An 18,391-nucleotide genomic window follows, 5' to 3' on the forward strand; every position below is an offset into this window, starting at 1 on the left:
TTTGCCGGCCTAGCTCAATTGGTAGAGCAACTGACTTGTAATCAGTAGGTTGGGGGTTCAAGTCCTCTGGCCGGCACTGTTTTTCAAAAAAATACGGAGGGGTAGCGAAGTGGCTAAACGCGGCGGACTGTAAATCCGCTCCCTCAGGGTTCGGCAGTTCGAATCTGCCCCCCTCCACCATTTTTGGGCTATAGCCAAGCGGTAAGGCAACGGACTTTGACTCCGTCATGCGTTGGTTCGAATCCAGCTAGCCCAGTCTCAGACACCTTTTGCATAAAGGTGTCTTTTTTTTTATCAGCATTTTGTTTCGATTTCTGATTGTTCATCAGATATACTATTTTTAAGCTGCTGTTAAGGCAGTATATTCTGTATTTTCCATCTACACCCTGCCTGAAATTTGGTAAAATAAATGTAATAAAAAAAATGAAACCTTTTAAAACAATCAACGTATAGATACAGACCGGTGAAGGGCAGAGGTAAGATAAAACATGGAAAACCTGATTAAAAAAAGAATCAAGCAAGTCAAAAAAGGCGATCAAAATGCGTTTGCAGAAATCGTTGACCTTTATAAAGATAAGATTTACCAGCTTTGCTACCGCATGCTCGGCAATGTTCACGAAGCGGAAGATATTGCGCAGGAAGCTTTTATCAGAGCGTATGTCAATATCGACAGTTTCGATATCAACAGAAAGTTTTCGACGTGGCTTTACAGAATTGCGACCAACCTGACCATTGACCGCATCCGCAAGAAAAAGCCTGATTACTATCTGGACGCAGAAGTAGCGGGAGCAGAAGGGCTGACGATGTATTCGCAGATCGCCGCGGACGGGGTTCTCCCTGAAGACGCCGTATTGTCATTGGAGCTGTCGGACACAATTCAGAAAAAGATTTTAAAGCTGCCTGACAAGTACAGAACGGTTATTGTATTAAAGTATATTGACGAACTCTCTTTAATTGAAATCGGGGAGATTCTGAATATCCCTGTCGGCACCGTCAAGACAAGGATACACAGAGGCAGAGAGGCTCTTAGAAAACAATTGAGGGATCTTTAAGTGGGGTGATGAAATGAGCTGTCCTGAACAGATCGTGCAGCTTATGCATAAGCATCTTGATGGAGATATCCTTCCTGAAGATGAAAACGTATTAAAACAACATTTGCAGTCATGCGGGAATTGCAAACGGCATTTTCATGAAATGGAGAAATCCGTAGCACTCGTCCGAAGCACATCGCATGTCACGGCCCCTGCTGATTTTACTGCCAAAGTTATGGCGAATCTTCCAAAAGAGAAAAAACGCGCTTCTGTAAAACGATGGATCAAAACTCATCCGATGATTGCAGCCGCAGCGGTTTTTGTGATTTTAATGGGCGGCGGTTTTTTCAACAGCTGGCATAATGACCACAATTTCAGTGTGTCCAAACAGCCGAACCTTGTCGTGCAGAATCACACGGTCACCGTCCCTGAAGGCGAGACCGTAAAGGGCGATGTCACAGTAAAAAACGGCAAGCTGTTCATTGAAGGAAAAGTCGACGGCAATGTGACCGTCGTCAACGGAGAAAAATACATGGCCTCAGCCGGACAAGTCACCGGGCAGATTGAAGAGATTAACCAATTGTTTGACTGGGTCTGGTACGAACTGAAATCGGCGGGCCAGGGCGTCGTGAGCGCTTTGGACCCGAGTGAAGATGAGTAAAGCGTATAATCGCTTTACTCTTTTTTTGTGCATCGCCGCGCTGGCTCATTTCACTTGAGAAATCAAAATGTGGTATAATGAGCACGCTATATGATGTACATATTGCTCATGCAGCACAATTCATAACAGAAAAACGAAATGACTGAATTCTTGGAGGACGAGGAAATGGCTTTTGAGGACATCCCATTTTTGCAATACCTCGGCAATGCCGTTGATATTCTCCTTGTTTGGTATGTGATATATAAATTAATCATGGTCATACGCGGGACGAAGGCGGTTCAGCTTTTAAAAGGAATCGTCGTCATCGTATTGGTCCGGATGGCCAGTTCATATTTGGGACTCAGCACGCTTCAGTGGCTGATGGACCAAGCGATAACATGGGGATTTTTAGCGATCATCATTATATTCCAGCCTGAGCTGAGACGGGCGCTTGAACAGCTCGGACGGGGCCGGTTCTTTTCCAGGAGCGGAACCCCCGTGGAGGAAGCGCAGCATAAGACAATTGAAGCGATTACAAAATCGATCAGCTACATGGCGAAACGCCGCATCGGCGCACTCATCGCGATTGAGCGCGATACGGGAATGGGCGATTATATTGAGACGGGCATCCCGCTTAATGCGCAGGTCAGCTCGGAGCTTTTGATTAATATCTTCATCCCGAATACACCGCTGCATGATGGAGCGGTCATTATGAAAAATAACGAGATTGCGGCGGCTGCCTGTTATCTGCCGCTTTCTGAAAGCCCGTTTATTTCAAAGGAGCTGGGGACGCGTCACAGAGCGGCTGTCGGCATCAGTGAAGTGACGGACAGCTTAACCATTATTGTATCTGAAGAGACGGGCGCCATCAGTGTGGCCAAAAACGGAGACCTTCACAGAGAATTGACGGAAGAAGCACTGAAAGAAATGCTTGAAGCCGAGTTTAAGAAAAACGCCAGAGATACTTCTTCTAACCGCTGGTACTGGAGGGGCAAGAAAAATGGATAAATTCTTAAACAACCGCTGGGCTGTAAAGATCATTGCATTGCTCTTTGCGCTGCTGCTTTACGTTGCGGTTAACAACAACCAGGCGCCGACTCCGAAAAAGCCGGGGGAATCCTTTTTTCCGACATCAACGACTGACGAGGCTACGCTTACTGATATTCCTGTAAAAGCATACTATGATGAAGCGAACTATGTTGTCACCGGCGTGCCCCAGACCGTAAATGTCACGATTAAAGGCTCGACAAGCGCGGTGAAAAAGGCGAGACAGACGAAGAATTTTGAGATATACGCCGATATGAATAAGCTGAAGACCGGGACTCATAAGGTCGAATTGAAGGCGAAAAACGTATCGGACGGACTGACAATCTCCATTAACCCGTCAGTCACGACGGTTACGATTCAGGAAAAAACGGCCGAGAGTTTTCCCGTGGAAGTTGAATACTACAATAAAAGCAAAATGAAAAAGGGATACACCCCTCAGCAGCCGATTATCAGCCCGAAAAACGTGCAGATTACAGGTTCGAAAAATGTGATTGATAACATTTCACTTGTCAAAGCATCCGTGAACCTTGAAAATGCAAATGAGACCATTGAAAAGGAAGTGAAGGTGACCGTCTATGACAAAGACGGCAACGCACTTCCTGTTGATGTTGAACCGTCAGTCATTAAAGTGACGGTTCCCGTAGCCAGTCCGAGCAAAAAGCTTCCTTTCAAAATCGATAGGAAGGGAAGTCTTCCGGACGGGGTGAGCGTTGCGAGCATTGACTCGAATCCGAGTGAGGTGACGGTTTACGGCCCGCAGGATGTGCTGGATTCACTTGAATTTATTGACGGCGTATCTCTTGATTTAGGCAAAATTGATAAAGATACCGATATCAATGCCGATATCCCGCTTCCTAAGGGTGTCACCAAGGTATCACCGGAAAAAATCACGCTTCATGTTAAAGTGGACAGTGAAGACAAAAAGAATTTTGACAATGTCGGAATCAAGACGGTCGGACTGGGAGGCTCACAGCAGATTGAGTTTCTCGATCCTGAATCGCAGGCGATAAATATTACGGCCAAAGGCTCTCCCGCCAACATTAAGGCGCTGAAAAAGTCGGACATTGAACTGTATGCCAATGTCTCGGACTTGGATGACGGAGAGCACTCTGTAAAGCTAGAAGTAAACGGCCCGCAAAACGTCACATGGGCCCTGTCAAAAGACGCGGTTAAGATCAAGCTGACTTCTAAGAAAAACACAAGTTCAAATAAAAATGACGGCGGCTCCGCTGATTCCGGCAATAAGAACGGCACAAGCGGAGACGCAGACAAAGACAAGAACAAAAACCGGGAAGACGACACTGACAGCGATCAGAATAAAAGTCAAAACCAGGATCAAAATCAAGACCAGGATGAAGACGGATCAAGCGCTGATTCTTCTTCAACAGAATGAAAAAGGAGCGATACAAAATGGGCAAGTATTTTGGAACAGATGGTGTAAGAGGTGTTGCCAACAGCGAGCTTACGCCAGAGCTGGCCTTTAAAGTTGGGCGTTTTGGCGGTTATGTCCTGACCAAAGATAAGCAGCGCCCGAAAGTGCTGATCGGCCGTGATACACGTATCTCCGGACATATGCTGGAGGGAGCCCTTGTCGCCGGACTTTTATCGATCGGAGCTGAAGTGATGCGCCTCGGCGTTATTTCTACGCCGGGGGTATCCTATTTAACGAAAGCCATGGATGCTGAGGCGGGCGTCATGATCTCCGCTTCTCACAACCCCGTACAGGATAACGGAATTAAATTTTTCGGAGGGGACGGCTTTAAGCTTTCTGATGAGCAGGAGGCCGAGATTGAACGTCTCATGGATGAACCGGAAGATAAGCTGCCGAGACCGACAGGCGCGGACCTCGGGCTTGTAAACGATTATTTTGAAGGCGTTCAAAAGTATCTGCAATTTTTAAAGCAGACGGCGGACGAAGATTTCACAGGCATTCATGTAGCGCTTGACTGCGCCCATGGTGCGACATCATCCATTGCGACGCACCTTTTTGCCGATCTCGATGCTGACGTATCTACAATGGGGACGTCTCCGAACGGATTAAACATTAATGATGGCGTCGGGTCTACACACCCGGAAGCGCTGAGTGCTTTCGTCAAAGAAAAAAACGCCGATATCGGCCTTGCGTTTGACGGAGACGGCGACCGCCTCATTGCTGTTGATGAAAAAGGAAACATCGTCGACGGTGATCAGATTATGTACATATGCGCGAAGTATTTGAAATCAGAGGGCCGTCTGAAGGATGATACCGTCGTATCGACTGTAATGAGCAACCTCGGTTTCTACAAAGCGCTTGAAAAAGAAGAAATCAAAAGCGTTCAAACGGCAGTCGGCGACCGCTATGTCGTAGAAGCGATGAAAAAAGACGGCTATAATGTCGGCGGCGAGCAGTCAGGGCACCTTATTTTCCTTGATTACAACACTACCGGCGACGGTCTTTTGTCCGCGATCATGCTTGTGAATACGCTGAAGGCGTCCGGCAAAACCCTTTCAGAACTTGCGGATGAAATGAAAAAATTCCCGCAGCTCTTAGTGAACGTGAAAGTGACGGATAAATATAAGGTAGAAGAAAACGCTAAGGTGAAGGCCGTTATTTCTGAAGTGGAAAAAGAAATGAACGGAGACGGCCGGATTTTAGTGCGCCCGTCAGGCACCGAACCGCTCGTCCGCGTGATGGCCGAAGCGAGAACAAAAGAGCTTTGTGACGAATATGTCACAAAAATCGTGGATGTCGTGCGGACAGAAATGGGAGCGGAGTAGCGAAGTTTATAAGCAGAGAGCGAACAAGACAAGTGCGATCAGCATAATATGATAGTAAACATGATGCCGGGGCGGCAAAAAATAATTGACCGTCCTTGGCACATGCTGTAAAATCAAGCTTGTTCAGCCTTTGTTTTTCACTTGCAGGAAAGGCGGGATTGTTTGCATCTTTTATAATTACAGCGCCCGAACTAAGCGCCCGAAAAACGGCTTAGTTGACGAGGATGGAGGTTATCGAATTTTCGGCGGATGCCTCCCGGCTGATTCATTTAGATCACAGCCGTAAGGATTTCTTCAAACCGGAGGGGCGACTCTCCGAACAAAGAGAAATCACATGATCTTCCAAAAAAACATGTGGGAGGGGACGATTGAAAGTCCCCTTGTAATTTGACTTTCTTCGTCTCCTTTTGCACCTTTAGGAGGAAGAAAAAATGTGTGGAATTGTAGGTTATATCGGTCAGCTTGATGCGAAAGAGATTTTGTTAAAAGGATTAGAGAAGCTTGAGTACCGCGGTTATGACTCTGCCGGTATCGCTGTGGCGAATGAGCAGGGCGTGCATGTGTACAAAGAAAAAGGCCGCATCGCCGACCTTCGTGAAGTGGTGGATCACACGGTTGAATCTCAAGCGGGAATCGGCCATACACGCTGGGCGACTCACGGCGAACCAAGCTTCCTGAACGCTCACCCGCATCAAAGCGCACTCGGCCGCTTTACACTTGTTCACAACGGTGTGATCGAGAACTATGTTCAGCTGAAGCGCGAATATCTTGAAAACGTTGAACTGAAAAGCGACACGGACACTGAAGTAGTCGTTCAAATGATCGAGCAATTTGTGGCGGGAGGACTTAGCACAGAAGAAGCGTTCCGCAAAACACTGACTCTGTTAAAAGGCTCTTACGCAATTGCATTATTTGACGGTGAAAACACAGACACCATTTACGTTGCAAAAAACAAAAGCCCTCTGTTAATCGGCCTTGGAGATACGTTTAACGTCGTGGCATCTGACGCGATGGCTATGCTTCAAGTAACGAATGAATACGTTGAGCTTTTGGACAAAGAAATGGTGATCGTGACAAAAGACGAAGCCGTGATTAAAAACCTTGACGGTGAAGTCATGACACGTGCGTCTTATATCGCTGAGCTTGACGCCAGTGATATCGAAAAAGGCACATACCCTCACTACATGTTAAAAGAAACGGATGAGCAGCCGCTTGTTATGCGCAAAATCATCCAAACGTATCAAGACGAAAATGGCAGACTGGCCGTGGCCGGCGATGTCGCTGACGCCGTGGCGGAAGCGGACCGCATTTATATCGTGGCTTGCGGAACGAGCTACCATGCCGGTCTTGTCGGGAAACAATATATTGAAATGTGGGCAAACGTACCGGTTGAAGTGCATGTAGCGAGTGAATTCTCTTACAACATGCCGCTTCTGTCTAAGAAGCCGCTCTTTATCTTCCTTTCTCAAAGCGGAGAAACAGCGGACAGCCGCGCCGTGCTTGTTCAAGTCAAAGCGCTGGGTCACAAAGCGCTGACGATCACAAACGTTCCGGGATCAACGCTTTCCCGTGAAGCGGATTACACATTGCTTCTGCACGCAGGCCCTGAGATCGCGGTTGCATCAACAAAAGCGTATACGGCTCAGATTGCCGTCCTCGCGATCCTTGCATCCGTTGCAGCAGAACGTAACGGCGTTGATATCGGTTTTGATTTAGTCAAAGAATTAGGTATCGCGGCAAACGCCATGGAAGCCCTCTGCGACCAGAAGGACGAAATGGAAATGATCGCGCGTGAGTACCTGACTGTTTCAAGAAACGCTTTCTTCATCGGCCGCGGCCTTGACTACTTCGTGTGTGTCGAAGGCGCCCTGAAGCTGAAAGAGATTTCTTACATCCAGGCGGAAGGCTTCGCCGGCGGCGAGCTGAAGCACGGAACAATCGCTCTGATTGAAGAAGGAACACCGGTCTTTGCACTGGCGACACAAGAACACGTCAACCTGAGCATCCGCGGAAACGTGAAGGAAGTCGCAGCCCGCGGCGCCAACACTTGCATCATCTCGCTGAAAGGCTTAGAAGACGCAGACGACAGATTCATCCTGCCGGAAGTCAACCCTGCGCTTGCTCCGCTGGTATCTGTTGTGCCATTGCAGCTGATTGCTTACTACGCTGCACTGCACCGCGGCTGTGACGTTGATAAACCGCGCAACCTTGCGAAGAGTGTGACTGTGGAATAATATATTTAACCCCTTTGGTTATTAGCCAGAGGGGTTTTTTAATGCGGAAATGAGAAATACATACTCTTTGCGATTGTAAAGAAATCCCCTTTTATATATTGAAAAGGATTAACACCTGCTTTATAATACGAGATGCATTCCGGTTAAAATCCATAAATGTAATCATTAGTAAATCATTTTTGTGCATGCCTCATCAGAAAGTAATCACCTTCAGCAGTTTTCATCATGAATATCCCATTATATAAATGTAATCAATCGATTACACATCCACATTATGCTTAAGACTTTAAAATCCCTGTTGTATTTGCCGACTCCTGATCCATTATGAATACTCGACTAGATATAAAAATAACAACATTTTTGCAATAATCCGGTTCAATTCTCAAAAAAAGTCTGACAACAATGATAGGAGTGGAATGATGTCAAACCTTTTAGAAATCAGAAACATCAGCAAATCTTTTGGCCATAAAGCTGCTTTAAAGGATGTTACATTCAATGTGCCTGCCGGATCAATTGTCGGTTTTATCGGTGATAACGGCGCAGGCAAGTCAACAACATTTAAAACGATATTAGGATTAATCTCTCAGGATAGAGGTAAAGTGAAAATCTTTGGTAAAGAGAATCTGGATAAACATATAAAGTTCAAAGAAGATATTGGGGTCGTATTTGATGCGATGAATCTTCCTGCGCACCTTACGATAAAGCAGCTGAATCATGTATTTAAGAAACTATTCGACGCTTGGGACCAAGATCATTTTTACCGGTTGGTTCATTCTTTCTCTTTACCTATGGACAAAAAAGTGAATACATTCTCGCGCGGCATGTCAATGAAGTTATCCGTAGCTGTTGCTTTGTCGCATAATGCACAATTATTACTCCTGGATGAAGCAACGGGAGGGCTTGATCCCTCTTCAAGAGATGACCTGTTAAATGAATTAAAAAGCTTTGTGAGTAAAAGCAACGGCGGTATTTTACTTTCATCGCACATTATGACTGATGTCGAGAAGATAGCCAGCCATATCATTATTATGAAAGATGGCGAAATTTTATTAAATGAAGAGAAAGATAAGGTTCTTGAAAGCTATACTGTTATAGACGTTGATGAAGGCCAATTGGCTGAGCTTGACGAAGATATCGTTCTAGCAAAAAGGAAACATGGATCTTATTGGAGTGTGCTTGTATCGGATCAACAGAAATTGCCGAATGGCGTAACGGCCAACACCATTTCCATAGAAGAAATCAGCGTCTTTTTAACGAGGAGTGAAAACATTGAGAGGTCTGTTACTGACTAACTATTACCTGGTTTATCGAAGTTTCTTTGCATACACGGGGTTGGCCATATTGGTATCAGCAGTCATTTTTTATTTTGGGGATGCTTCAATGCATCGTTTTGTTGCTATGCTGATTATTTTGTTTGTCGTCATGCCCGCACTTGAGGTTATAAAGTATGAGAGCAAGTCTGGCTATGACAGGTATGTCCTGACTTTACCGGTCAGCAGAACAAATATTGTTCAAAGTCACTATTTCTTTTATCTTTTGATTGTTGTGATCGGAGCCGTACTATCTTATGGTGTTTTCTTTGTATACAGCCTGGGATCTGATGAACCGATTGACAGCATATTTAATATTGTCTCTTTTGGAACGTTCATCGTTCTCTTTGCCGGTGCAATCGTTTATCCTCTTCTCTACATGATAGGCCCGGAAAAATCCGATGCTATTGTAATTGGAGGGGCAATGGGGGGACTTTTTGCTACCTTTGGATTGCAAAGTGTCGTTGGGTATGTAGCAGAACAATTATCGCCGTCATTTTTGCACATAAATCCTTCTTTATATGTCCCGATTATATATCTCATGATCGGCATGACCTTATATATCATTTCATTTTTCATTGCCGCAGCTATATATCATAAAAAAGAATTTTAGCAGCGTGTTTAATGATTTTATGCTATGACAACAGGATAAGATGGTACGGGCTCATAAATTCACTTTAACTCCAAGCAGGCAGCCGCCCGCCCAATGGGCGGCTGTTCTTCTAATTAAAACTGCGTTGTCACATCGTACTCATAATCAATCTTCAATTTTACATTTTTCATAGTCGATTTAGCTGTTGCAAGTGTGTTGTATTTAAAATTCCAGATGCTTGCCGCTGAGAGGTTATCATCCAGTGTAATACCGTAATTCCCTTGTGTGGAGCTGTTTGCAAGTGCACGGTGCCACACTTTATTTTCTTCCGACATGATGTAGTGGCTTGTATTTCCTTGGCTTGGTGTTTGGGTTGCGGTGGTGTTGATTCTTTTCACTGTGGCGTCTCTTGGAATGCTTGTCTGTTTGGTTAAGTCGAGTCTAAGAACAGTTGAATCTGATCCATTCGGACTGAGGCTTGTGTTCCCTTTATTTTCAGCTGTACCGCTGAATGAGAAGGTCTCACTGCCGGATTTGATTCGGTCGTAAATAGAGAGTGTAAAGTACATATCGTCAGTGTAGGAGCCGCGGGACACTTTCACGTAGAACGTCTCGTTATTTTCTTTCGCATCTGTATTTGCATAGATAAAAGGTAGCGCCGTATCAGGATTTATCACTTCTGTGCCTTTACTGATCAGTACTTTATTTTTATTATAAATTTCAATGTCCATTCCCTTGTATTCACTTCTTGTTGAACTCCTGACATAAAGTCTTTCTCCCTTATTTGCCGTGAAAGTGAAATACGAATCCTTTTCCCCTTTTGGCAATATGGCTGTATCAATATTTTTATATTTCCAGTAGCCTACTGGATTGGCAGTTTCAAATGAGTGATTTCCTGTAATAGCGCTTATTTGTGATGAGTTCTTTTGAGACGCAGAGGCTGAGGCTGAAGGTGCAAACAATACGCCTGATAATAAGATTGCACTGACAAATAGTATAGATATATACTTTTTCATGGAAAATTCCTCCTTTTTGACTACATCATACATAAAAACCCTCATGATGTAAACATTTGTTATTTAAGGTTAAAATCAACTGGGAAACAGCCGATACAAACACTAGAACATCATCTCAAGCGGAGGTTAAAAACATGCGCCTAAACGCTCGTTATATAAAAAATCAAGTAATGGCTCAGCAAGTGCTTCAGCGGTATTCTTCCAAAACAAATGTGAAAGATGCGGCAAAAGGGCCGGACAGCTTATTGATTCAGGCAGGCGGGACCCGCGATCTGAGCCAGGTGAATTATTCAAGGAGCGGTGTCACTGAGAAAGGGAGCAGCCTGTCCCGTTTATATCAATCTGCAAATCAGAAAACGATTACGGATAATGGGAAAGAGACGGTAATAGACGCTAATAATCCGTATGAGTCTGAGAGTGATATTGCGAGCAAGATTCTTGATGAGAAATACAGCCGTATCAATGAAATTAATAAACGAAAACCAGATCCTTTGCATTATATTAAGGACAAATACCAGCGTGCCGATTCACCTTATTTCAGAAGTGATTTATCAGAATCGGAGCGTCAGGCCGCTTATCATAATGAAACGGAATGGCTGTTTAAGGGGAAAGCCCAAAGCTATGATTTCCGTGATGCGGCGTTTCGGGGTGAAACGCTCAACGGAGAGATTCAAGTCGAAAATGAAAGGGTGTTTCAGCGGGCGCAGGTGAATCAGCAGATAGATATGCTTTTTCATCGGAATCATATTCAGATTCCGGAGGGTGCGAATCTTACATTTACGATATCACCGATTGATTATCTGTTAAAAGTGAGCGGGACTGACGATAAAGATCTCACTCAGCAGATTGAAGCCGTCTTAAACTCCGGGGAAAACAGCAAAGAGCTGTTTGCGCACATCATTCGCAGCCGGAGTGATGATTCCTCGCAATTTACGGCGGAAGCGTATGAGAAATATCAAGTCGTTCGGGAAATGTATGAGGTGACCGGCTATCATCTGAAAGACTTGCAGATCGTGGACGGAAAGTACGTCACAGAAGACGGCCGCGACCTTTTAGACGTCTATAAAGAAGCGCTGCAGCACGATCCTTTGCTGAAACATACGGCGGCAGAAGCGGCCGCCCATTACGGACAGGGGCTCACGAAGCTTGCGAGAACGGGTTATGATGCAATTCCTGATTTGGTGCTGTCCATTGAGTATAAAAACGGATCTCTGCGTGATGTCGGCCAAAGCAGGCAATACGGATCTGGGGATACAGATTGGCTTTCTGAATGGAAACGGGAGCTGGGTGTGCGTATATAAATTGAGAAAAAAGCTGACGAATGATGCCGTCAGCTTTTCTTTATGCGTTTACTTAAAACTCCTCATACTCCGCCGGGTCTTGGCCGTTTATGCGTCCGTCGGGGCGGGTAAGCGAGTCGATAATGCTCATGTCGTTTTCATCAAGGGAGAAATCAAAAACGGAGATGTTTTCAAGCTGGCGCTCGGGCGATGCTGATTTTGGAATCGGGATGGTGCCCAGCTGGATATGCCAGCGTAAAATGACTTGAGAAATGGTTTTGCCGTATTTGTCCGCAATCCGTCCGAGTTTTTGATCGTTCAATACTTCGCCGGCGCGGGATAACGGACTCCATGATTCTGTCACGATGCCCTGTTCTTCGTGCCATTGGCGCTGCTGCTGCTGATTAAAAGCGGGATGCAGTTCTATTTGGTTGATGCCTGGCTTTACGCCGGTTTCACGTTCGAGCCGTTCGATATGCTCAGGCAGGAAATTGCAGACGCCGATGGATCGGATCAGACCCCATTTTTTCGCATCAATCAGTGCCTGCCATGCTTCCGTGTAGCGGTCTTGTTTCGGGTTCGGCCAATGGACGAGATACAGGTCATAGTAGTCCAGACCGACGCGGTATAAAGATTCTTGGATGGTTTGTACAGCTTTGTCATAGTCATGGTAGCGTCCGGGCAGCTTGGACGTCACGTATAGCTGTTCTCTCGGAACAGAGCTTCTCTTGATGGCTTCTCCGACCGTCCCTTCATTTTCATAGTTATAAGCGGTGTCAATCAGACGGTAGCCGATATCAATGGCGCTGGTAATGGCATGAACGCCGTTGTTTCCATTAAGAGCGTATGTACCGAAGCCGATCGCAGGAATGCTTGTCCCATCCAGCAGTTTCTTTTGCGGAATTGCTCCAGTCATCATTAAATCCCTCCTTGTTTTCTACTTTACCATTATTTTTACAAATGAAACATAATAATGGAAGGAAATGAGATGAGCCGCACATGAAAAAAGCTGACGGAGAACCGTCAGCTTTAAATTTGAAACATCCATGCTACGACGGGGCCGAAGACCGACCCTAACACGGCGCAGAGCGTCATGGAAACAGAGCTCATGGAGACCGTTAATTCTCCGTACTCCATTGCTTTTGAGGTGCCGAGCGCATGGGAAGCGCTCCCGAATGCAATTCCTTTCCCGAGTGAGCTGCGAATGCGGATCCACTTGAGAAGCAGCGGTCCTAAGATAACGCCGGAAAACCCTGCGATCATGACGAACACGACTGTCATGGAAGGGACACCGCCGATACCGGACGCAATCTGTATCGCGACAGGCGTCGTAATTGATTTTGGGATAATTGACAAAATCAAACTCCGGCTGATGCCGAACAGCTCTGCAAATAGCAGGCCGCTGACCATTCCGGAGAATAAACCGGCCAATACGCCGCCGATGATCGGAAACATATACTTGATTAACACCCGGCGCTGCTTATAAAGCGGGTATGCCAAAGCCACCACGGCGGGACCGAGCAGTGAATTGATCCATTGTCCGCCGATCATATAGTCTTTATACGAAATATGAAAAACAAGCAGCACGGCGATAATGAAAATCGTAGTCGTCAAAACCGGTATGAGAAAGGGATATGGAAAGCGCACATATAATTTCACCATAGCCAGATAGGCGGCGGCCGTGAACAAAATTATAAGGATTGCGATACATGCTTGCTGCACTTCTTTTTCTCCTTTCTCTGATTGGCTTTGTGCTCTAACAGCTGGCTGGCGTACCCTGCGGCGATCATTGTGACGATGGTGCTCAGCACGATGATCAGAAACAGAGCAGCCCCGCTGGCGGAAAACAGTGACGGGTAATTGATGACGCCCGTCATGGCCGGAATGAATAACAGCGGAAGAAAAGACAGCAAAAATCCGGCTCCGTCTTCAATCATTTTGACGGGAATGATCTTAACCGATAAACATATGATCAGCAGGATCAAACCGATGATACTTCCGGGAATGGGCAGGTGAAAGAACTGCTGAACGGCTCCCCCGATAAAGGAAAATGCGAATAAAATAATGATTTGCAAGATGATGCGTATGACTTTCACGACAATGCTGTTCTTTGGAGAAGAGCAGCTTCCCCCTTTCTTGATGCTTCGATATGTTTCTTTACTTTTTGTGCATATATTTGTACTATACAAATATATGTATGCAAAATCTTTCTATATGTTTTCTGAGTAAATGTGCATATGTTTGTATTATACAAATAATATTGCTGTTGTCAATTGTAAGGAGTGAGGCTGTTGTCAAAACAAGATCCGATTGAATTAATTGAATATGAGCTCACCACTTTTATCAGGAGAGCTGTTTATCTTGATAACTCCGACCGTAAAATCGGACATCTGGAAAGGGCTGCGTATTTGTTATTACGGCAGCTGGATGAATTCGGACCGGCGCGTGTAAAGGAATTAGCCGAATCTTTTAAGCTGGATATTTCCACATTGTCACGCCAGGCCGCGGCCTTGGAGTCGAAAGAGCTGATCCAGCGTTTTTCCGATCCTTCTGACGGGCGGGTCAGTCTGTTTGCGATTACGAAGCTTGGCAAACAGAGGTTAAAAGCTGATAAAAAGATGCGTCTTGATCGATACCGACATATGCTTGACGATTGGTCAGGCGATGAAAAAGAAAAGTTCGGCCGGCTTTTGCTGCGGCTGAATGAGGCATTTATCGATTAATGCATGATTTTTGCCGGTTAAGCAGGATTATGGCGTATACAAGGGAGAATGGAAGAGAGTAAGACTTTACGCCATTCTGCTTAGCAAAAATAATATTGAATAGGGGGCGGAACATGTTTCTCCAGGGGACATCCTGTTTCTCGGAGGCTGCAGCATTTATTATCTCAATATTCATAATTCAATAAAAATGAAAGCGCTTTATTTTTAGTTTGTTGGTTTAGGGTGTAAGGTGTTTACCTGAAAAAAACAATTGTATTTTCCACGAAAATTTATTATGATGGAATAAGGAAATTGGAGATTATATAACAATAGAAAGATAGAATATTTCTAATATTGCGGGAAATGAAGAGTGAGTTAGGTTCAACAGGTGCACCTTCTGCTTCATTATTTCACATATATCAGAGCTGTTAAGAGGAGGAAGCGAAGTGGCAAACAAAGAATTAAAGAGAGGCTTAGGCGCGCGTCATATACAGATGATTGCGTTGGGCGGCACGATCGGTGTCGGTTTATTCATGGGATCATCCAGCACGATCGGATGGACCGGGCCGTCTGTCCTGCTGGCTTATGCGATCTCGGGTATCTTTATCTTTTTTATCATGCGTGCGATGGGCGAAATGCTCTATGTAGAGCCGAGTACAGGGTCGTTTGCGACATTCGGCCATAAGTATATACATCCGTTAGCCGGCTATATGACGGCGTGGAGCAACTGGTTTCAATGGGTGATCGTCGGGATGTCTGAAATTATCGCCGTCGGTTCGTATATGAAATATTGGTTTCCTGATCTGCCGGCATGGATTCCCGGCATTATCGCCATGGCCATTCTCGGTGCGGCGAATTTAATTTCGGTAAAATCTTTCGGTGAGTTTGAATTTTGGTTTGCCATGATCAAAATCGTCACCATTATTCTGATGATTGTGGCCGGAATCGGAATTATTTTCTTCGGTTTCGGTAACGGAGGGCATGCGATCGGATTATCTAATTTATGGTCGCACGGCGGTTTCTTTACGAATGGTTTTTCAGGATTTTTCTTTGCCTTGTCTTTGGTCGTTGCGGCCTATCAAGGGGTCGAACTGATCGGGATTACGGCAGGAGAAGCGAAGGACCCGCAAAAAACGCTGCGAAGCGCGATTCAGAGTATTATTTGGCGGATTTTAATTTTCTACATTGGTGCGATTTTCGTAATCGTTACCGTATATCCGTGGAATGAGCTTCACTCACTCGGCAGTCCGTTTGTTTCGACATTTGCGAAAGTCGGGATTACGGCGGCGGCCGGTTTGATTAACTTTGTTGTGATTACCGCTGCGATGTCCGGATGCAACAGCGGGATATTCAGTGCGGGACGCATGCTTTATACATTGGGCGTGAACGGACAGGCCCCGAAATTCTTTAAGAAAGTTTCTTCGAGCGGTGTGCCGATATTCGGTACGCTTGCGGTATTAATCGGACTTGTGATCGGTGTCGTGCTGAACTACATCGCGCCTCCGAAAGTTTTTGTCTATGTGTACAGCGCGAGTGTGCTGCCGGGAATGATTCCGTGGTTCGTCATTTTAATCAGCCATCTCGGTTTCAGAAGAGCGAAGGGCGCTGAGCTTGATAAGCATCCGTTTAAGATGCCTTTTGCGCCGTTTACAAACTATTTGACGATCGCTTTCTTACTCATGGTATTGATCGGCATGTGGTTTAACAAAGATACGCGGATTTCTTTGGTTGTCGGGGTGATTTTCCTGGCGATTGTGACGGTCAGCTATTATGCGTTCGGTATCGGCAAGCGCATGCCTGGTGAAAAATCGAAAATAGAAGACGCTGTATAATTCAAAAAGACACCTCTCTTACAGGGGTGTCTTTTTCGGCTTGTCCGCGAGTGGTATACTGGTTAAAAAAAGCAGAACCGGGGGAAACATCGATGAGTCATTACCGTACGTTATTATTTGATATAGACAATACGCTGCTTGATTTTACCGCTTCAGAAACCGATGCTCTTCAAAAATTGTTTCAAGGTTCAAAGCTGGAGCTGACGGCAGAGGTGGAAGCCCGTTATAAAGCGTTAAATCAGGGGCTGTGGAAAGCGTTTGAAGAGGGGGAAATGACCCGCGATGAAGTGGTGAATACACGGTTTGCCCTTTTGTTTAAAGAATACGGCCTCGAAGCCGACGGCGTGCTGTTGAATCAGGCGTACCGCCAATACTTAGAAGAAGGGCACCAGATGATAGACGGAGCTTATGAGCTGATTGAACGGCTGAGTCCTTTATTTGATTTATACATCGTGACGAACGGCGTCTCAAGATCACAATATAAGCGGCTGGGCGACTCCGGTCTGTATCCGTTCTTTAAAGATGTGTTTGTATCTGAGGACACGGGTTTTCAAAAGCCGATGAAGGAATACTTTGATTACGTGTTTGCGAGAATTCCCGGTTTTTCTGCCGAGGGCGGACTTATTATCGGCGATTCACTGAGCGCGGACATAAAAGGCGGTCAGATGGCGGGAATTGATACGTGCTGGTTTAATCCCGGAAAGAAAGCAAATGAGTCCGGAATCATCCCGACGTATGAAATTCATTCGCTTGATGAGCTGTATGATGTGCTGAACGTGGAGCGGAAAGCCGCCGCTCATTTGTAAGGAGAATACGATGAAGATTGCACATACGAAGTTACTGATCAGGGGTTTTGCATTACTATCAATCTTTCATGCGATTCTTCAGCTTCCTCCCGGCCGGGGGGAGCTGAAGGTTTTTTTGTCTGTGCTCGTGATGATGCTGACGGCTAATGACTGCCTGCGGCCGCTGTATATGAAGAGAAGGCCTGCTGTATATCAAGGCTCTTTTCTCCTGAGCAGCGTTATCGCGGGAGTTCTTTTGTACAATGTCTATAGTGTGGGGACACAGGCTGTAATGGTGCTTTTATTGGCGGAGGTGCTTATTACTGATAAGCAGATTTCGGCTGTTTTGTTAACGATGAATGCCGCCGCATTTGCCGCCGCTTTATACGCCGGCGGAGCGGGTGTCAGTGATATCGTGCCGCCATACTTCATCATGTTTGCGGTGATTTATTTATATCGGAAAAACCTGCAGGAGAAGTCGAAGGTTGAATTGCTGAACCGAGAGCTGAAGATCGCTAATGATACACTGAAGGAATATTCAGACCGGATTGAAGAACTGGCCGTTACGAAAGAAAGAACAAGAATTGCGCAGGAGCTGCATGATTCTCTCGGTCATTATCTGGCTGCTCTGAAAATGAATTTGGAATTTGCCGGGAAGACAGCCGGGCATCAGCCGGACAAAGTGAAGCAGATCATTCATAAGGCGCATGATCTTACGAAAGAATCCATTTTAAAGCTTCGCCAGGCCGTTATGCTGCTGCAGGGCTCTTTGCCGGGGCGGGGATTTGAGCAAGAGCTTCGTGACATTTTCAGCCATTTTCAAGAGGCGGGAGGCATACGCTTCGAGCTGGAGATGGATGCGGCCATAGAAGCGGAACAGCCGGATGTGAAGCATTGTCTTTATCAATCCGTTCAGGAAACGATTACGAATGCGATAAAGCATGGACATGCTTCATATGTTTCTGTCCGGATTCAAAAAAACCGAAACATGATATTGGCGCATATTCATAATAACGGCTCAGCCTGCGGAACGATCATAAAATCAAATGGTCTGAAAGGAATTGAGAAAAGAGCAGCCGCACTTGGCGGAGAGGCTGTTTTCTCGTCTGGGAAGGAAACGGGTTTTGACGTGAAAATAAGGTTTCCGTGCAAGGAGGATTAATCA

General features: G+C 45.6%; 17 protein-coding genes and 3 tRNA genes. 16 read left to right on the top strand and 4 right to left on the bottom strand.

Features of this window, described 5'->3' with window-relative positions; all coding sequences use genetic code 11:
* Positions 1-3 precede the first annotated feature (3 nt).
* From G9F50_RS14775 to G9F50_RS14825, 11 genes are all read left to right on the top strand, one after another.
* A tRNA-Thr gene (locus G9F50_RS14775) sits at positions 4-76 on the top strand.
* A gap of 19 nt (positions 77-95) precedes the next feature.
* A tRNA-Tyr gene (locus tag G9F50_RS14780) sits at positions 96-180 on the top strand.
* Between the two features lie 4 nt (positions 181-184).
* Positions 185-256 (top strand) — tRNA-Gln (locus G9F50_RS14785).
* 232 nt (positions 257-488) lie between these two features.
* Positions 489-1,052: an RNA polymerase sigma factor SigW gene (sigW, locus tag G9F50_RS14790; RefSeq protein WP_003156766.1), complete on the top strand. Its 564-nt coding sequence runs from the start codon at positions 489-491 to the stop codon at positions 1,050-1,052.
* Positions 1,053-1,065: 13 nt separating this feature from the next.
* On the top strand, positions 1,066-1,692 hold the full coding sequence (gene rsiW / locus G9F50_RS14795; protein ID WP_011996220.1) for an anti-sigma-W factor RsiW: 627 nt from the start codon (positions 1,066-1,068) through the stop codon (positions 1,690-1,692).
* Between the two features lie 165 nt (positions 1,693-1,857).
* Positions 1,858-2,679: a diadenylate cyclase CdaA gene (gene cdaA, locus G9F50_RS14800; protein WP_003156763.1), complete on the top strand. Its 822-nt coding sequence runs from the start codon at positions 1,858-1,860 to the stop codon at positions 2,677-2,679.
* Positions 2,672-4,111 (top strand): CdaA regulatory protein CdaR, encoded by a 1,440-nt coding sequence (gene cdaR / locus G9F50_RS14805; protein ID WP_165417776.1) that lies wholly within the window; start codon positions 2,672-2,674, stop codon positions 4,109-4,111. Before cdaA ends, cdaR begins: the two co-directional genes overlap by 8 nt.
* A gap of 17 nt (positions 4,112-4,128) precedes the next feature.
* Entirely contained in the window at positions 4,129-5,475 is a 1,347-nt protein-coding gene (gene glmM / locus G9F50_RS14810; protein WP_007408011.1) for a phosphoglucosamine mutase, read from the top strand.
* Between the two features lie 431 nt (positions 5,476-5,906).
* Positions 5,907-7,709 carry a glutamine--fructose-6-phosphate transaminase (isomerizing) gene (gene glmS, locus G9F50_RS14815; protein ID WP_003156758.1) on the top strand — a complete coding sequence of 601 codons (1,803 nt, stop codon included), beginning with the start codon at positions 5,907-5,909 and terminating at the stop codon, positions 7,707-7,709.
* A gap of 419 nt (positions 7,710-8,128) precedes the next feature.
* Positions 8,129-9,001: an ABC transporter ATP-binding protein gene (locus tag G9F50_RS14820; protein WP_085341685.1), complete on the top strand. Its 873-nt coding sequence runs from the start codon at positions 8,129-8,131 to the stop codon at positions 8,999-9,001.
* Positions 8,979-9,632, top strand: a complete 654-nt coding sequence (locus G9F50_RS14825; RefSeq protein WP_165406588.1) for an ABC-2 transporter permease — start codon at positions 8,979-8,981, stop codon at positions 9,630-9,632. The genes G9F50_RS14820 and G9F50_RS14825 overlap by 23 nt, the downstream gene beginning before the upstream one ends.
* A gap of 113 nt (positions 9,633-9,745) precedes the next feature.
* Here G9F50_RS14825 and G9F50_RS14830 read toward each other — a convergent pair whose 3' ends face one another.
* On the bottom strand, positions 9,746-10,627 hold the full coding sequence (locus tag G9F50_RS14830) for a hypothetical protein (protein WP_041481998.1): 882 nt from the start codon (positions 10,625-10,627) through the stop codon (positions 9,746-9,748).
* A 134-nt stretch (positions 10,628-10,761) separates the two neighbouring features.
* On the opposite strand from G9F50_RS14830, the gene G9F50_RS14835 reads away from it, so the two are divergent.
* The gene (locus G9F50_RS14835; protein WP_015239061.1) at positions 10,762-11,928 is read left to right on the top strand and encodes a DUF4885 family protein; all 1,167 of its coding nucleotides are present in this window, start codon (positions 10,762-10,764) and stop codon (positions 11,926-11,928) included.
* A gap of 52 nt (positions 11,929-11,980) precedes the next feature.
* Here G9F50_RS14835 and G9F50_RS14840 read toward each other — a convergent pair whose 3' ends face one another.
* From G9F50_RS14840 to G9F50_RS14850, 3 genes are all read right to left on the bottom strand, one after another.
* Positions 11,981-12,826, bottom strand: a complete 846-nt coding sequence (locus G9F50_RS14840) for an aldo/keto reductase (protein WP_185670514.1) — start codon at positions 12,824-12,826, stop codon at positions 11,981-11,983.
* A 110-nt stretch (positions 12,827-12,936) separates the two neighbouring features.
* Entirely contained in the window at positions 12,937-13,629 is a 693-nt protein-coding gene (locus G9F50_RS14845; protein WP_007408978.1) for an LrgB family protein, read from the bottom strand.
* The gene (locus G9F50_RS14850) at positions 13,599-14,003 is read right to left on the bottom strand and encodes a CidA/LrgA family holin-like protein (protein ID WP_003156751.1); all 405 of its coding nucleotides are present in this window, start codon (positions 14,001-14,003) and stop codon (positions 13,599-13,601) included. The genes G9F50_RS14845 and G9F50_RS14850 overlap by 31 nt, the downstream gene beginning before the upstream one ends.
* A 195-nt stretch (positions 14,004-14,198) precedes the next feature.
* On the opposite strand from G9F50_RS14850, the gene G9F50_RS14855 reads away from it, so the two are divergent.
* From G9F50_RS14855 to G9F50_RS14870, 4 genes are all read left to right on the top strand, one after another.
* Positions 14,199-14,630 (top strand): MarR family winged helix-turn-helix transcriptional regulator, encoded by a 432-nt coding sequence (locus tag G9F50_RS14855; protein WP_011996235.1) that lies wholly within the window; start codon positions 14,199-14,201, stop codon positions 14,628-14,630.
* A 425-nt stretch (positions 14,631-15,055) separates the two neighbouring features.
* Positions 15,056-16,441 (top strand): amino acid permease, encoded by a 1,386-nt coding sequence (locus tag G9F50_RS14860; RefSeq protein WP_022552512.1) that lies wholly within the window; start codon positions 15,056-15,058, stop codon positions 16,439-16,441.
* Positions 16,442-16,533: 92 nt separating this feature from the next.
* The gene (locus G9F50_RS14865; protein ID WP_021495325.1) at positions 16,534-17,247 is read left to right on the top strand and encodes a YjjG family noncanonical pyrimidine nucleotidase; all 714 of its coding nucleotides are present in this window, start codon (positions 16,534-16,536) and stop codon (positions 17,245-17,247) included.
* Between the two features lie 10 nt (positions 17,248-17,257).
* Positions 17,258-18,388, top strand: coding sequence for a sensor histidine kinase (locus G9F50_RS14870; protein ID WP_060562999.1), 1,131 nt, complete (start codon positions 17,258-17,260; stop codon positions 18,386-18,388).
* Positions 18,389-18,391: the final 3 nt, after the last annotated feature.

It is taken from the genome of Bacillus sp. EKM206B (assembly GCF_011066015.1).
GTDB lineage: Bacteria > Bacillota > Bacilli > Bacillales > Bacillaceae > Bacillus > Bacillus velezensis.

What these genes read in the sequence shown, in the direction of transcription:
- G9F50_RS14820 (WP_085341685.1), top strand. Translation starts at nt 8,129, where the DNA reads ATGTCAAACCTTTTAGAAATCAGAAACATCAGCAAATCTTTTGGCCAT.
- glmM (WP_007408011.1), top strand. Translation starts at nt 4,129, where the DNA reads ATGGGCAAGTATTTTGGAACAGATGGTGTAAGAGGTGTTGCCAACAGC.
- G9F50_RS14865 (WP_021495325.1), top strand. Translation starts at nt 16,534, where the DNA reads ATGAGTCATTACCGTACGTTATTATTTGATATAGACAATACGCTGCTT.
- G9F50_RS14835 (WP_015239061.1), top strand. Translation starts at nt 10,762, where the DNA reads ATGCGCCTAAACGCTCGTTATATAAAAAATCAAGTAATGGCTCAGCAA.
- cdaA (WP_003156763.1), top strand. Translation starts at nt 1,858, where the DNA reads ATGGCTTTTGAGGACATCCCATTTTTGCAATACCTCGGCAATGCCGTT.
- G9F50_RS14870 (WP_060562999.1), top strand. Translation starts at nt 17,258, where the DNA reads ATGAAGATTGCACATACGAAGTTACTGATCAGGGGTTTTGCATTACTA.
- G9F50_RS14830 (WP_041481998.1), bottom strand. Translation starts at nt 10,627, where the DNA reads ATGAAAAAGTATATATCTATACTATTTGTCAGTGCAATCTTATTATCA.
- rsiW (WP_011996220.1), top strand. Translation starts at nt 1,066, where the DNA reads ATGAGCTGTCCTGAACAGATCGTGCAGCTTATGCATAAGCATCTTGAT.
- sigW (WP_003156766.1), top strand. Translation starts at nt 489, where the DNA reads ATGGAAAACCTGATTAAAAAAAGAATCAAGCAAGTCAAAAAAGGCGAT.
- G9F50_RS14840 (WP_185670514.1), bottom strand. Translation starts at nt 12,826, where the DNA reads ATGATGACTGGAGCAATTCCGCAAAAGAAACTGCTGGATGGGACAAGC.
- glmS (WP_003156758.1), top strand. Translation starts at nt 5,907, where the DNA reads ATGTGTGGAATTGTAGGTTATATCGGTCAGCTTGATGCGAAAGAGATT.
- cdaR (WP_165417776.1), top strand. Translation starts at nt 2,672, where the DNA reads ATGGATAAATTCTTAAACAACCGCTGGGCTGTAAAGATCATTGCATTG.